10 protein-coding genes are annotated in these 14,101 nt (G+C 67.9%); 4 read left to right on the top strand and 6 right to left on the bottom strand.

Translation table 11 applies throughout. The features are described from left to right. Positions 1 to 172: 172 nt before the first annotated feature. Positions 173 to 835, top strand: coding sequence for a response regulator transcription factor (locus OCT49_RS34380; protein ID WP_283856075.1), 663 nt, complete (start codon positions 173 to 175; stop codon positions 833 to 835). 98 nt (positions 836 to 933) lie between these two features. Then, on the top strand, positions 934 to 2,085 hold the full coding sequence (locus OCT49_RS34375; RefSeq protein ID WP_283856074.1) for a sensor histidine kinase: 1,152 nt from the start codon (positions 934 to 936) through the stop codon (positions 2,083 to 2,085). Between the two features lie 140 nt (positions 2,086 to 2,225). Here the strand turns inward: OCT49_RS34375 and OCT49_RS34370 are convergent, their stop codons facing one another. Continuing rightward, positions 2,226 to 3,815: an ISAzo13 family transposase gene (locus OCT49_RS34370; protein ID WP_502963500.1), complete on the bottom strand. Its 1,590-nt coding sequence runs from the start codon at positions 3,813 to 3,815 to the stop codon at positions 2,226 to 2,228. A 104-nt stretch (positions 3,816 to 3,919) separates the two neighbouring features. Between OCT49_RS34370 and OCT49_RS34365 the strand changes: the two genes are divergently transcribed. Continuing rightward, the gene (locus tag OCT49_RS34365) at positions 3,920 to 5,158 is read left to right on the top strand and encodes an IS4 family transposase (protein ID WP_283856073.1); all 1,239 of its coding nucleotides are present in this window, start codon (positions 3,920 to 3,922) and stop codon (positions 5,156 to 5,158) included. A gap of 254 nt (positions 5,159 to 5,412) precedes the next feature. Further along, positions 5,413 to 6,294, top strand: coding sequence for an IS5 family transposase (locus tag OCT49_RS34360; RefSeq protein WP_283856072.1), 882 nt, complete (start codon positions 5,413 to 5,415; stop codon positions 6,292 to 6,294). A 109-nt stretch (positions 6,295 to 6,403) separates the two neighbouring features. Here the strand turns inward: OCT49_RS34360 and OCT49_RS34355 are convergent, their stop codons facing one another. The 5 genes from OCT49_RS34355 to OCT49_RS34335 all read right to left on the bottom strand — a co-directional run bounded on the left by OCT49_RS34355 (position 6,404) and on the right by OCT49_RS34335 (position 13,924). Beyond that, on the bottom strand, positions 6,404 to 6,853 hold the full coding sequence (locus OCT49_RS34355) for a hypothetical protein (protein ID WP_283856071.1): 450 nt from the start codon (positions 6,851 to 6,853) through the stop codon (positions 6,404 to 6,406). 828 nt (positions 6,854 to 7,681) lie between these two features. Further along, positions 7,682 to 9,703, bottom strand: coding sequence for a trypsin-like serine peptidase (locus OCT49_RS34350; RefSeq protein WP_283856070.1), 2,022 nt, complete (start codon positions 9,701 to 9,703; stop codon positions 7,682 to 7,684). A 1-nt stretch (position 9,704) separates the two neighbouring features. Next, positions 9,705 to 11,558: a peroxidase family protein gene (locus tag OCT49_RS34345; RefSeq protein ID WP_283856069.1), complete on the bottom strand. Its 1,854-nt coding sequence runs from the start codon at positions 11,556 to 11,558 to the stop codon at positions 9,705 to 9,707. Between the two features lie 51 nt (positions 11,559 to 11,609). Continuing rightward, complete coding sequence (locus OCT49_RS34340; protein WP_283856068.1) at positions 11,610 to 13,514, bottom strand: GMC family oxidoreductase; 1,905 nt, start codon at positions 13,512 to 13,514, stop codon at positions 11,610 to 11,612. Next, a complete protein-coding gene (locus tag OCT49_RS34335) occupies positions 13,511 to 13,924 on the bottom strand; it encodes a hypothetical protein (protein ID WP_283856067.1) in 414 nt (137 codons plus the stop codon). Before OCT49_RS34335 ends, OCT49_RS34340 begins: the two co-directional genes overlap by 4 nt. Between the last annotated feature and the right edge of the window lie 177 nt (positions 13,925 to 14,101).

The following is a 14,101-nucleotide window of genomic DNA, read 5'->3' as shown; positions in this document are numbered from 1 at the left end:
AGCCGACGTTTTGAGTGACGTTTGCAAAATGGCGGCTCGCACGCTCTCCCATACACGGATCAAATACCGCGTCTGATAAACGTGACGGAAACGCTGGGAAACGGGCGGAATCCCTTCGGGCCCGGCCGGTGTTTTGAGAGAATTCTCAGGAACGGCGAAAGGTTTGGCGGACGTGCGGGTTTTGGTGGTCGAGGACGAGCAGTACATGGCTCGCGTCCTGGAGCTCGGGCTGCGGCGTGAGGCCATCGCCGTCGATGTCGTCCACGACGGCGCGACGGCCCTGGAGCGGGTCACGGTGTACGACTACGACGCGGTGGTCCTGGACCGGGATCTGCCGGGGGTGCACGGTGACGAGGTGTGCCGACGCATCGTGGAGATGGGCCTGGACTGCCGTGTCCTGATGCTCACGGCGGCGGGCCGGCTCGGCGACAAGGTGGAGGGCCTGGGCCTCGGTGCTGACGACTATCTTGCTAAGCCCTTCGACTTTCCCGAACTCGTCGCTCGTCTGCGGGCTTTGTATCGGCGTAGTCCCATGGCGCATTCTCCGATCCTCATGGTCGCTGATCTGAGCTTCGATACGTATCGCCGTCGGGTCGTGCGCGGTGGTGTGGAAGTCAGGCTCACGCCGAAGGAGATGGCGGTGCTTGAGTTGCTGATGCGCGCGGACGGCGGTGTGTTGAGCGCCGAGTATCTGCTCGACAAGGCGTGGGACGCGCATGCCGATCCGCTCACGAACGCCGTACGGTTGGTGGTGCACACGCTGCGCAGGAAGCTCGGCGAGCCGCAGCTCGTGCACACCGCGATCAGCGCGGGCTACCGCCTGGGCGCGGTGTGAGGTGCCGCATCGGGCGGGGGCTCCGGCCACGCACGCTGAGCATCCACGCCCGGCTCTTCTTCGGTTTCGGCGCCGCCCTCGCGGCCTGTTCGGCGCTGATGGTGGCGATCATCTACATCGGGATCCGCTTCCTGCCGACGTACGACTTCTCGACGCCGGTACTGGTGCCGCAATCGGAGGCGACCCTGCCGAACGTGGTGCCGAGGGAGCCCTCGCAGACGCCTACGGACACACCGACCTCGTCGCCCGAGCTGGGCAGGACCATCGACGTGTCCGGTCCCATCCGGGACAAGGAAGACGTGTGGTCGACGGTTCTCACGCTGTCCATCGGCGGTGTGACCGTGGTCCTCGGCGTCGGTCTTGGCGCGGGGTGGCTGTTGTCGCGGCGACTCCTCGCGCCGCTGCACACCATCAACCGGGCGGCGGCCAAGGCGGGCGAGGGCGATCTCGCGTACCGCATCAATGCCCAGGGCCCGCACGACGAGTTGAAACAGCTCGCCGACACCTTCGACACGATGCTGGGGCGTCTGGAGGAGTCGTTCGCGGCGCATCAGCGGTTCGCGGTGAACGCCTCGCACGAGTTGCTGACGCCGCTCGCAACGACCCGGGCGATTCTCCAGATGGCCGACGGCGGTACATCGAAGGAGGAGTTCGCCGAGTTGGTGCCGATGCTGCGCGAGACCAACGAGCGCAACATCCAGGTCGTGCAGGAATTGCTGCGGCTCGCAGCGGCGGAGCCGGAAATCCACGACACCGGGCCGGTAGACGTGGCGGACCTGACGGAACAGGTCACCACCGAACGCCGCGCCGACGCCGCCGATGTGACGCTCACCGTCACAGTCGACACCCTCGAACCCTGTAATGTGCAGGGCAGCGAGACGCTGTTGCGCCAACTCGTCGTCAATCTCGTGGCCAACGCCCACACTCACAACGTGCCGGACGGCACCGTCGACGTGCGGGTCGACCGCGTGGACGAGACGATCGTGCTGGAAGTCGCCAACACCGGTCCGACCATCGACCCCGAGGTGGTGGACCGGCTGTTCGAGCCGTTCTATCGGGCCCGCCCCCGCGTGGCCAGCGACCGCAGCGGTCACGGCCTGGGCCTCGCGATCGTCCGCTCCATCGTGCGCGGCCACCACGGCACCGTCACGGCGCGGCCGCCGGCCGCCGGCGGCCTCGTCGTACGGGTCGAACTGCCGGCGTGGCGCGGGGAAAACGGGTTCCGGTCCTCCGCGCCTTCCGCGTGCTGAAACCCCGCACGCCACAGGGAAGCGCCGAGCAGGGAGCGTTCTTTGACCTCATGTTGATGCGAGGTTGGTTTTGTACACGGGAACGGATTCTGGCTCAAGGGGCCTTTACCCAAGGCCGGGTGGTTAGGGCCTGCGGATCATTAACTCGCCGTCTTGATCTTGAGCGGGGTGATGCCTACCGCGCTCGCGTGGTCGTAAAGGTGCTCCAGGGTGGTGAGTTGCTGGTCAGCGGGATGGATGACGTATCCGGCCGTGCCGAGGAGTTGGCGGATGTCGCGGATGCGCCGGTTGATGGTGAAGGGCGTGACGGTGAAGAGGCGGGCGACGGCGACCTGCGGGAGCCCGAGCCGGTAATGGAGGAGGGTGGCCAGGAGCCGGTCGGCGAGGGTGAGGACGGGGCGCCGGCCGGTGCCCGGGGCCGCCGGGCGGGGCCGGTGGCCTCGCCGCTTGTCCAGGTGTGCTTCCCGCTGGTCCTCGTGGAGGGCGGTGAGCGTGGTGATCAGCGTGTCCCACTCCTCGGCCGGCATTCCGGTCAGGGCCGGGTGACACAGCCACGCAAGGTCGGGGCTGGGCTGGTCGAAGGGGTCCGGTGCGTCACTGACCTGGGCGTATGCCTCGGGTCGCAGCGTGTGGTTCCAGTCGCCGTGCCACTCGTGGCGGTGCAGGGGCAGGGCGTTCATCTGCCGGTCGCCGATCCGGACTCCGGTCTCGTAGGGGGTGGTGTCGAGTTCGGCGTGCACCGTCAGCCCGGTGCGGGTGGGCGTCGCGGCGATGCTGTTCACGATGACTTCGTGACTGGTGAGGGGCCTGCCGCGCCAGTTCATGGTGATGTGGGAGAACAGCCGATGTTCCACTTTGTTCCACTTTGAAGTACCTGGAGGAAAGTGACAGACGGTGATCTCCAGGCCGGCCTCCAGGGCCAGAGCGGCGAGTTCGGCTTTCCAGGCGCGGGTGCGGTAGCCGTTCGAGCCGCCCGCGTCCGCGGTGATCAGCAGTCGCCGTGCGTGCGGATAGACGCCGCGGCCCTGGCTGTTCCACCAGCGACGGACGGATTCCACGGCGAACGCTGCGGTGTCGTGGTCGGTCCCCACGCTGACCCAGCCGGTGTCCGCGGCCAGATCGTAGATCCCGTACGGGATGGCCTTGCCCAGCTCCGGGTCCGGGAAGTCGTGAGTCCGTACCTGGACCGGCTCGCCCTCGCGGTGCCATTCGCCGCCGGCGTTCTTGTAGTTGCCGACCACCTCCTTCTTCTTGGTGTCGACACTGACCACCGGGTCTCCGGCGGCCTGGTGCTCCTTGGCCCGCTCGTTGATGTATCGGAACTGGCCGTCGCGGTCCGGGTGCTGCTTGCCTTCGATGGTCTTGGCGTTGCCCTGGAGACTGAAGCCCTCCTCGCGCAGCAGGTCGGCCACGGTCTCCGCCGAGATGTGGTGTCCCTGCCTGGTCAGCTCGCCGGCCAGGTGACGAGTTGACTTCGTCGTCCAGCGCAGGGGCGACATCGGATCGCCCCGCATGTCCGGCTCGACGAGGGCCAGCAGGGCGGGCCGCAGTCCCGGGTCGAGGTCTACCGCGCGCTTGCGGCCTCCGCCTTCCCGGCGGACCCGACCCAACGGCGCTGTCCCGGCCTCCAGTTCTGCCACTCCGCGGGACACGGGGCCCTCACGCACGCCAGCGGCGCGGGCCACCTTCCGAATCCCGCCGTGCCCCAGTGACCGGGCCTCAGCCCCCATGGCCAACCGGCGTTGACGCTCGTCCAAGTGCGGGAACAACGCCTGGAACTTCGCGGCTAGGTCCAATACCGGTGACTTTGCCGACGCTGGCTCGTTGAGTTGGTATGCCAAGGCCAGGACAGTTGAAGGTAGTTGAGGGCGATCGGTTTTCGGATCGCATCGCCCTGGGAGTGCTCACGCGTGCGTTTCCGCCGGAGCTGGTGGATGAGGTGGTGGCGGAGTGCGGACGCACCGAGGAACGTCAGCGTCTGCTTCCCGCTCGGGTGGTGATGTATTTCGTGCTGGCGATGTGCCTGTTCTCGGGGCAGGGGTATGAGGAGGTCGGGCGGCTCCTCACTCAGGGCCTGGAACGGGAACGCCGCTGGTCGAAGACGTGGCGGGTGCCCACCAGCGGGGCGATCGGACGGGCCCGGTTGCGGCTGGGGGCGGAACCGATGAAGGCGTTGTTCGCCAGGGTCTGCCGACCCGTGGCGCTCCCGGCGACGACGGGAGCGTGGTTTCGGGGTCTGCGGTTGGTGTCGGTGGACGGGACGACCTTCGACCTTCCCGATACGCAGGCCAACGCCGCCTTCTTCGGACGGCCGGGAACGGGGCGTGGCCAGGGCAGGAGCGCGTATCCGCAGGCCAGGGCCGTGGCCCTGGTCGAGTGCGGCACCCACGCCGTGTTCGCCGCCGACGTCGCGCCACTGGCGGTGCATGAGACGGCCCTGGCCCGCCGCCTGTTCCCCTCGCTGACCAGAGGAATGCTGCTCCTGGCGGATCGGGGCTTCCTCGGCTTCGATCTGTGGCGGGCCGCCGCGTCGACCGGCGCGGACCTGTTGTGGCGGGTCCGGAGCAACGCGGTCCTGCCCGTGGTGGCCGCGCTGCCCGATGGCTCGTATCTGTCGGAGATCGTTGCCGCCCGGGACAAGAACCGGCGGGCCGACCCGGCACAGGTTCGCGTCATCGAATACGCCTTGGACCCAGGTGGGGAGGGCGCCGTTTACCGGCTGGTCACCACACTCCTGGACCCGGCCACCGCACCGGCCGTGGAGCTCGCTGCACTCTACGCCGAACGCTGGGAGATCGAGACGACCTTCGACGAGATCAAGATCCACCTGGGCGGACCCGGATTCGTCCTGCGCTCCCAGTATCCGGTCGGGGCCGAGCAGGAGATCTTCGCGTTCCTCCTCGTGCACCACGCGTTGCGCGACCTCATGCACCAGGCCGCCCGGCAGGAGAGGGAGGATCCGGACCGGATGTCCTTCACCCGCACCTTGCGCGTCGTCCGCCGGCAGACCACCAGCCAGGCGGGATTTTCCCCCCTCCCGGCTCACCCGGGCACTGAAGCAGACCCTGCGTGAAATCACCGAACGCCTCCTGGAACCACGGCGGTTACGGTCCAACCCGCGAGTGATCAAACGCAAAATGTCCAACTGGGCACTCAAACGCACCGAACACAACAACCCACCTCGCCCGGCCACCCCCGCCGTCACCCTCGTCGAACCCACCAAAACATCCCCAACCCCACGAATTAAGCCCTAAAGCACCGGTATTGCGGCTAGGTCGTGTCCGATGGGTCGCGTGACGCTCCCGCTGGGCACTCGTTCCGTGGGACATGGGGCGGGGAGATCTTTCGGATGAAGAGTGGGCTCGACTGGAGCCGCACTTGCCGGTGAATCGCGGGCGGGGTGGACGCTGGCAATCCCACCGCCGTGTGATCAACGGGATTCTGTTCCGGCAGCGGACCGGCCTCTCCTGGCGGGACCTTCCTCCCTGCTTCGGTAGCTGGAGGACGGTCCACGATCGTCATCGCAGGTGGTCGGCGGACGGCACGTGGGAGAGGATCCTGCGGGCCGTCCAGGCCGACGCCGATGCCGAGGGCCGGATCGATTGGAGCATGGTCAGCGTCGATTCCACGACCTGCCGCGCTCATCAGCACGCGGCCGGCGCCTCCACTCGTGCCCCGAAGATTCCGGGTCGGCGCAGAAACCCGGCGCGTCACCGTCCCGATGAGGCCCTGGGACGCTCGCGAGGCGGGCTCACGAGCAAGATCCACCTTGCTGGGGAAGGTGGGTGTCGCCCGCTCGGGTTTGTCATCACGCCCGGTCAGTGGGGGGACGCACCGCAGATGATTCCCGTCCTGGAAGAGATCCGTGTGCCCCGGCAGGCTGGTGGACGACCGCGCACTCGGCCCGACCATGTCGGGGGAGACAAGGCGTACTCATCACGCCGTAATCGGCGTCACCTGCGCAGACGCCAGATCAAGCACACGATCCCCGAGCCGAGAGACCAGCGGGCTAACCGCCGGCGCCGCGGCAGCCAAGGAGGCCGGCCCACGGGCTTCGACAAGACGATCTACCGCCGACGCAACGAGGTCGAGCGGACCATCAACCGGCTCAAGAACTTCCGCGCCGTCGCCACGCGTTTCGACAAACGGGCGTACGTCTTCCACGGGACGGTCACCGTGGCCGCGATCCGCCTATGGCTCCGTCCGTAGTGAAACGCCCCGTTGAGAGGTCCTTGGCACCTGGGTAGTGGTGGCGCAGTTCGCTGAGTACGCGCTCGTCGACAGCCCTGATGTCCCAAGATGAGCTGTCGAACTCGGTCTACCAGGGTGAGCGGGGGTCGCGGCGTGCTTCTGGGGTCTGCTCGGGCAGAGCCGTGTTTTGGTCGGTGCGCAGCAGCATGCCCGGGTCGGGTTCGAAGTCCTCATTGGGCGGTGCCGGCTGGTGGAAACGCTCGGTGCGCGGAATGGTGACTTCCACCAGCCGGCCCTCCTGGAACATCCATAGCCCGAAGCAGTCGTCGTCCTGGTCGCGAAGCAGAACCTGAACCGTGTGCGGATGTGGCCACGGCAGCGACTCCAGGTGCCTAAGCAGGCCCTGGCGGCCACGCATTTTCTCGAACTCCAGGGCCCATCCGAACTCGTAGCCCCACTGCCCCGCTATCGGGACGAAGCGACCTCGCCACGTGCGTTCCGGGTCGTCCTGGGTCAGTGGTTCCATCACCTCGTCCGACCAGCGGGCGAGCACGATGACCTCGGCGTCTCTACTCATGCCGGAGTATGACCGCATCCGCCTGATCCACCGCAACCAAATTCCTCAACCGGCCGATGCAGGCAAGGATGGGCGGATTCGCGGCGAGCCCTCAGTGCCAGCGAGCCCGACGACACGGCGCCTCCTGAGAAGCTCATCTGCGCCTATGCCACGGCCCTGGCCAGTTCGTACGACCCACCGGACAGCCCCTAGAGCCGCCTCAACCCCCTCCAACATCCCCATACCACAACAACGATGAGCAACTAAGGAAGCAACGCCTTATTTCTCCGCAGGCCCTTAGCGATCTGCCGTTGTTTGCAAGGCAGTTGGTGTCCAGGTCGTGGCTGTGCAGAGACCGGGGCCGATCTTGTGAATGAGGCCACTGTCCGCCCATCGGGAGAGTTGCCGATACGTGGTGTCCAGCCGGATGTCGCCGAAGCGAGCGGCGATCTCTGCAACTCTCCACAGGCGGTCCGGGTCGTCCTGGAGCAGGGCGAGGATGCGGTGCCGACGGCGCTGGGAAGGGACGGCGTTTCGATCGTCGCGCGAGACCGCGGGCAGCGGCGGTGGTTCGGGGCAACTACCCCCAAAATAGCGACAGAGCCCGGAAAGTGAGCCAGAACCCAGACCCGTGAACAAAGCCACCGAGGCAAGCACGGACTCGGATGCGGTCTCCAACTGGTCGGACAGCGGCAACATGCCCTCGCCTTCGACCGGGGCGCCAAGGGATACGTGGCGATCAACCAAGAGCGCCTTCCCGCGAGCACGTACTGCAACGCTGGCGATCTACGCCGGCAAGTCGAGCCGCTGAACATGCCTACGGCCGGGCCGACAGCGTCCCGCTCGCGGTCACCTGAGCTCGAGGTGGTGGCCGATCTCCCCGGCGACCTCCGGGTGGGAGAGGTACTCCACGATGTTGTGGGCCCGGTCGCGGGCGTTGATGACGGCGACGTCGGACAGCGCCCCCGACCAGTCGTCGGCCAGCGGGCATCCGATGGCCACCGCGTCGGAGGGGGACCACGCGTTGAGCCAGTCCACCACCGCCTCGGGCCGCTTCGGCCCACCGATGAGCAGCCTCTTGAACACGCTGTCCAGTCCGAGTGGGCTGCCCACCGTGGTGAGGTGGATCGTACGCAGCGCGGGAGACAGCCGGGTGGTGAGGTCCATGCCGACCACTGTGCCGAGGCTGTGGCTGACGAGTATCACCTCACCTTCCTCCGGTAGGGTCTCCAGCACACAGTCCAGGACCGCGTCCCGGACGCGCCGGTCGTCGAGATACGCGGCCACATCGTGGAGGGTCAGTGCGATGGCCCACGCGTCGAGGTCGCTCCTCGCGGCCAGCCAGCTCAGCTGCCGACGAAGCCCTTTGACGATGTCGCCCCTGGCGATCCGTTCGACCTCCGGCTGCCTCTCCTGTGGGATGTTCCATCTGACAGCGGCCTCGCTGATCATCTCCTCGTACACCGCACGGGCCGTGGGTGAGGCGGGAGCAAGTGCCTCGGCCGGAGAGAGACTCGTGGCCTCGGTGACATGGGGAACAGCCTCGTGCGCGGAGACCGCTTGCACCAGCCGATCACCGTAGTAGGGGAACCAGGCATCGGCCGGGTCGACCGGTGGGAGCCCGGCGCGGACGAGTCCCTGGTTGAGACCGGCCGTCCATTCGCCACGCAGCATGTCCGGATGCTTGTGCTCCTGGGAGCGCCCGTGCAGGAAGACGAGATGGCGCCGGCCGCCGAACGCGCCGTCCCGGGCGCGCAGGCCCGTGTGGGCGACTGCCGTCGTGGCCGGTCCGGGCACGGCGGCCGCGGGCGCCGGGGCGGGAACCGCGGACTCTGTCAGGCTAAGACCCGACTCGGCGCCCATTTCGGACAGCGGGCCCGACCGGGTGCCGGGCGGCAGTTGAGCGAGGTGGCGCAGGATGGAGCTGATGCGTACGCCCTCGTTGGACACCCATTCGACCGCGTCGTCGCCGTCACCGGGCTGCCACACCTGCCCGTCCTTGCGCAGCAGACGCCCTTGGTCGTCGGTCTTCGGTACCCCGCTGTGGTGGAGCGCGACGACCTCCCACTGATCGTTGAAGACGGGGGAGCCCGAATTGCCGGGTTCGGTGTCCGTCTGGTAGTGGAGGAAGTCGTCGAGCCGCACCTGGAGCATGTTGTCGCGGACGGCGATCTCCTTCAGGCGGCCCATCGGGTGGCCGATCACGTTGACCGGCTCCCCGATGACCAACTTGCCCGGTTGGGCGCTGAGACGGTTCCAGCCGAAGGTTTCCCCAGGTGGCAGCGCGTCCGGGCCGGGTGCGACCAGTACCAGGGTGAAGTCCAGGCGTTCGTCGGCCACGAAGAACGCGTCCGGATCCAGCCCCAGCCGCGTTGGCGGCTGCGGCGTGTTGTCGATGGTGACCTGGGCGTCGAACTCGACGAAGCAGTCCCGGGCCGCCTCGGCGTCGGCGAGCACATGATGGTTGGTCATCAGCAGGTGCGGCGAAACCAGGAAGCCGGTGCCGAGCGGCAGTTCGCGGCCGTTCTCCCGCACCGATATCCGTGCGACGGTGCGCGCCGCCCGGGCACCCCGCGGCAGGAAGCTCCACGCCTGCAGTTCCTTGGACACCCCAAGGATGCGCTCATAGGCCTCGGGTGCGGCCAGCGGTTCCGCGCGTACGGCCTCCACGGCCATGGCGGCGGGCACCGCGTGCCGGTCCAGCAGGCGCGCGGCCCGCGCGGCGAGCGCCTGCCGCGAGTCCGGGAAGGAGACGCCGGCATCCTGCTGCCGCTCCATGGCCCGGCGCGCGTCGCTCGTTGCCCGGTACCGCTCGGCGGCCGCGGCGACCTGGCGTACGTGCTCCTGACCCGTCCTCTGCGTCGCTCCCATCTCAGGTCTCTTTCTGTGCGGCGCGGTGCCACGGCACGAAGGCGTTGGTCAGCCCGGACAGGGACGTACGCAGCTCGGGGTAGTGGCGCAGCAGGACGGTGACCATGCTGTTGTCGTCGATCCAGGCCATACCGGGCTTGGAGTAGACCTCGGGGATGTAGTAGGCGGTGAAGAAGCGGTCACTGTTCAGCCGGCGCGAGGCCATCAGGATGAAGATCCGGAACGCCGTGTCGCTGAAGGCGAATCCGGCCGGCAGTTTCTCCGCGTACAGCCCGACCGTCAGGTCGACCCTCTCGATGTCGCCGTCGTAGAGCCGCTCGATTTGCTCGGCCCACGCAGGATCGTGCGCCAGCTCCGTGAAGCTCTCCGCGGGCTTGAGCCGCAGCAGTCGCCGGAACTCGTTGTAGCGTGGCACCCCCAGCTCCCGGGAGCGCAGGATGTCGGTGGCGGCGAGGTCCTGCAGATGCCCGTCAGGGCGTTCGAACTCCTGCAGAAACCTGGGGAAGTTGTGCAGGGTGACCAGTCCGGGGTGCAGCGTGCCGAAGCTGTAGAGCAGGTCGGCCATCTTGGTGGTCTCCAGGAACTTCAGTGCTCCCGGGCCCGCGATGTCACGCAGAGTGCAGTGACGCAGCGTCATGTCGTCGGTGACGGAGCGCAGGTGCCAGTTGTCACGGACGAGCGGGTGCATGCGGTAGACCGCCACGAACTCCTCGGTGAGCGCGTAGGGGACGCCGTAGTGGTCCGTCTCACCGCCGGGGATCCCACTGATGACCTCGCTGTCGCTGACGCGGCCGAAGAGGTTGTGGACGCGTTCGCCCGCGATACCCCACCAGTTGGCGCGCAGCGCCTTGACGGTGGTGGGATGGCTGATCACGGCCGGTGTCCACTCCACGGTGTGGATCTTCGCGAGGAGCGCAGCGATGACGAGCCGGGCACGCTGGAACAGCTCCTCGTCGCCCCAGGACGGGTAGGCGGCGTGCAGGTGGTCGCAGACCGCGTTGTGCTCCCGGGTGAACAGGTCCTGCATCATGGCGAGGCCCAGCCAGAAGCCGGGAACACGCGTGGGGTCCTGGGAGGGGTCGGCGGGGACGGGCGGCTGCTCGTCGTCCCACAGGTGCAGTTTGCCCCATTCGCCGGTACGCAACTGGTGCTGCTCGGCCTCGTTCTTGCCGTAGATCTGGGACGCGTCCCACCAGTGGGAGGACACGTTGACGCGGGTATCCGGCGTGCCGGCGGGCGCCTGCGGGTCACGTGTCGGGTCGTCCGGAGTCCGCATGATCTGCATGGACTCTTCCGGCCACGCGTCATCGTCCATCAGGGGAACTTCCCAGGGCCGGTCCGGGGGGCTCGTACCGTGGCTGAACCAGTCCCGGACCATGAACTGGAGCCAGGCGGCGACCAGGGAGTTGACGGACTCGGCGGGGACCAGCTGGTCGCGGGTGAGCAGCGCGCGGCTGACCTCGCGCGGATTGGGCCGTGCCAGTACATCCTCGGGCGAGGCGGGGACGATGGCCTCCAGCGGGATGTTCCGGCCGAAGCGGGTGCCCGCCATGCCCATGCGCGGCTCGCCGAGATCGTTGTGGCTGCCGTCGGCGGTCCGGTTGACCTGGTGGCTCGCGGACGGGGGCGCGGGCTCGGGCTGATTGATCGCGGGCAGACGGCCGGTGTCGTACAAGTTCTTCTGCCGGAGTCTGACGCGCAGCCCGAGGAGCGTCAGCAGGCCCGCGACGACGGGCAGTCTGTCCCAGCCGAAGCGACGGTCGATGTATGCGGCGGCACCGGTGATGATCCGCCAGGGGAGTGACGTCCGGTATCCGGCCGGGGAGCGCCGTGCGGCGCTTCGGTGCGTGCTCATAGGGATGCTCCTTGATTGGCTCCTGGTCGTATCGCGTAGCGGACGGTGCGGTCAGGTGCGGGCCGCGTCGGAGAGGATTACATCGCTCGCCTTCTCGCTGATCATATAGATGGGGGCGGCGACGAAGAAGCCAGGAATGCGGGGGAAGACCGAGGCGTCGACGATCCGCAGACGGTCCACCCCGCACACCCGGAACGCGCTGTCGACCACCGCCGAAGGATCGTCGGGGCGTCCAATCCGGCAGGTGCAGGAGGCATGGTGGCCCCAGGCCTCGTCCTGGACGAAACGGCGGACGCCGTCGCGGTCGTCGATGTCCTTGCCGGGCCACAACTCCTCGAGAACGACAGAGCCGGCCCTGCGGTTCATCGTTCGCACGAACTCCACGGCATCGGCCATCGCCTCGAGATCCAGGCCGTCCTTGTCCGTTCCCTCGGTGAAGTAGTGGAAGTTGACCAGTGGGGTGTCGCGTGGGTCGGCCGAGCGCAACCGGACGCGGCCTCCCGCGTTGTGGGTACGGCTCTTGAGGATGGCCCAGGTGAAGCGGTCCTTGTGGTGTGTCAGATCGAGCGAGTAGCCGGGACGGTATCCTCGGAAGTCGAAGGGGCCGCCGAAGATGAACAGGTCGGGGGCATCCAAGTCCGGGTGCGACTTGCGAGTGATGCCGAGGACGGCGCCGTTGGTGGTGTAGAGGCCCTCGCCCTGCTGCCAGGCCTGGTAGCAGCGGTCCGGTTCGGTTCCGGGCTTCGGAGCGTGGAAGTCGCAGTCCTTGATGACCGGGAACTCGCGGGTCATCCGGCTGACCACGCCGACTTCGTACCGGTCCTGGAGATGCGCGCCCACTCCCTGCAGGGCGACCCGCACGGGGATGCCGTGCAGCCGCAGTTCCTCAGGTGGTCCAATGCCGGAAAGCATCAGCAGCTGGGGCGTGTTGAAGGCACCGGCAGCCAGGATCACCTCGCGGGAGGCGAGGACCCGGTGCAGCTCAGGTGGCCCGGAGCCGGGGTGACTGAAGGGATCGGCCCCGTAGGCGTGCGCCTCGTCCAGGTAGTCGACGCCTTTCGCCGCATTGCTCTCGTCCAGCACGACCCGGGCGGCCAGCGCGTGGGTACGGACCACCAGGTGATCCGGATGAGCGCGCTGCACCGCCTGGACGCGTTCCCGTACGGCGCTGCGGCGGCCGTCCGCCGTGGAGATGGGGATCTGCCACAGCCCTTGCAGCCCGTGCGTCTGCACCTGCCAGTCGTTGGGGTCGACGAAAGAGCCGAACCCCTCGAGGGGGGACAGCGGCCGGCCGAGGAAGCCAGCGAGTGTGTCCTGCGCGGCGGAGAGGAGGACCTTCAGCAACTGTTTGTCCTGCACGGCAAGTTCGTGATCGGCAAGGGCGGTGGGCAGCCAGCCCTCGAACCCGTGCCGGGCGTCGTTGCGGTACCGGGCCGCCACGACGGGCAGAACCCGGAGCAGCGCGGCCAGCAGCGGGTTGCCGGGTGGCTCCTTGGGTCTCGGCCGGTAGGTACAACGCTCCAGCCGCTCGAAGTACCGGCGCATGGCTGTGCTGTGCCATGTCGCGTCGTCGGTCTCCTCGGCGATGGCGTCCCAGTCGTGGTTGTACGGGTAGACGGTGATCAGCGCATGGTGCGCCGTGCATCCGCCGACCGTCCCGGCCCGCGGGTAGAGGATGCCCTTGTCCGGTACGAGTTTACTGTCGCGCCGGTGCTGCTGCTCGTCGGCGTAGTGCCGTACGAAGTAGTTCCAGCACTGGACGGGATCCTCGGAGGCGTCGGCGTGGAACGCGGGCACCAGGTAGTTGTCGTTCTGGTCGGTGCCGCCGGCGTCGAGGAGCAGGGTGCGCATGCCCGAACTGGCGAGGTTGGCGGCCAGCGGTCCGCCACCCGCGCCGGCGCCGACCACGATGTAGTCGAAGCCCGTCTCGGCCGGGGGAGCCGACTGCGCGTTCATGTCTGCTCTTTCTTCGAGGAGTTGGCGAGCGAGGCACTGGCACTGATGGCCAAGGCGGTGTTGACGGCCGAGATGAGCGTGGTCAGTACCGCGGTGCGCGGCGGGACGTGCCCGTGGATGCCGAGCGTGGCCGCCGTCGCGGTGTCACTGCCGTGGATCAGGATTCCCTCGCACAGGTCCGCTCGGAGCCGATCGCCGCTGTGGCTCAGCAGATCGAGGCCGAGCAGGACCGTACGGATACCGAAGAGCCGGAAGGCGTAGACGGCCGCCGGACTGGGCGGCTCACGGCCGGGGTCGAACCGGCGGATGAGCAGCTCCGGTGCCAGCAGACCGGCGGCTCCGTTGAAGAGCCTGATTCCGGCAAGCAGGTAGACCGAGCCAGGGCGGGTGACAGGTGGAACCGTGGCCATGAAGTCTCCTATGGATTTGCGCGGTGAGCCGGATCGACAGCCGCACCCCGACGACACGGGAGAGGGACACCCTGGAAGTGCTCCAACTACCACGGTAGGAGACCAACTAATCACCTGCATCTGGAGAACAGGGCCGTCCGCATGGGGCCAACCGGAGCAAACCCGCATGCGCGGTTC

This window comes from Streptomyces sp. ML-6 (assembly GCF_030116705.1).
GTDB lineage: Bacteria > Actinomycetota > Actinomycetes > Streptomycetales > Streptomycetaceae > Streptomyces.
Note: the sequence above shows the minus strand (reverse complement) of the source record. Positions and strands in the feature narration are given on the sequence as shown.

Excerpts from the sequence above, each read along its gene's own strand:
- OCT49_RS34375 (WP_283856074.1), top strand. The coding sequence starts at position 934 with ATGGTGGCGATCATCTACATCGGGATCCGCTTCCTGCCGACGTACGAC.
- OCT49_RS34370 (WP_502963500.1), bottom strand. The coding sequence starts at position 3,815 with ATGGGGGCTGAGGCCCGGTCACTGGGGCACGGCGGGATTCGGAAGGTG.
- OCT49_RS34365 (WP_283856073.1), top strand. The coding sequence starts at position 3,920 with ATGCCAAGGCCAGGACAGTTGAAGGTAGTTGAGGGCGATCGGTTTTCG.
- OCT49_RS34360 (WP_283856072.1), top strand. The coding sequence starts at position 5,413 with ATGGGGCGGGGAGATCTTTCGGATGAAGAGTGGGCTCGACTGGAGCCG.
- OCT49_RS34355 (WP_283856071.1), bottom strand. The coding sequence starts at position 6,853 with ATGAGTAGAGACGCCGAGGTCATCGTGCTCGCCCGCTGGTCGGACGAG.
- OCT49_RS34350 (WP_283856070.1), bottom strand. The coding sequence starts at position 9,703 with ATGGGAGCGACGCAGAGGACGGGTCAGGAGCACGTACGCCAGGTCGCC.
- OCT49_RS34345 (WP_283856069.1), bottom strand. The coding sequence starts at position 11,558 with ATGAGCACGCACCGAAGCGCCGCACGGCGCTCCCCGGCCGGATACCGG.
- OCT49_RS34340 (WP_283856068.1), bottom strand. The coding sequence starts at position 13,514 with ATGAACGCGCAGTCGGCTCCCCCGGCCGAGACGGGCTTCGACTACATC.
- OCT49_RS34335 (WP_283856067.1), bottom strand. The coding sequence starts at position 13,924 with ATGGCCACGGTTCCACCTGTCACCCGCCCTGGCTCGGTCTACCTGCTT.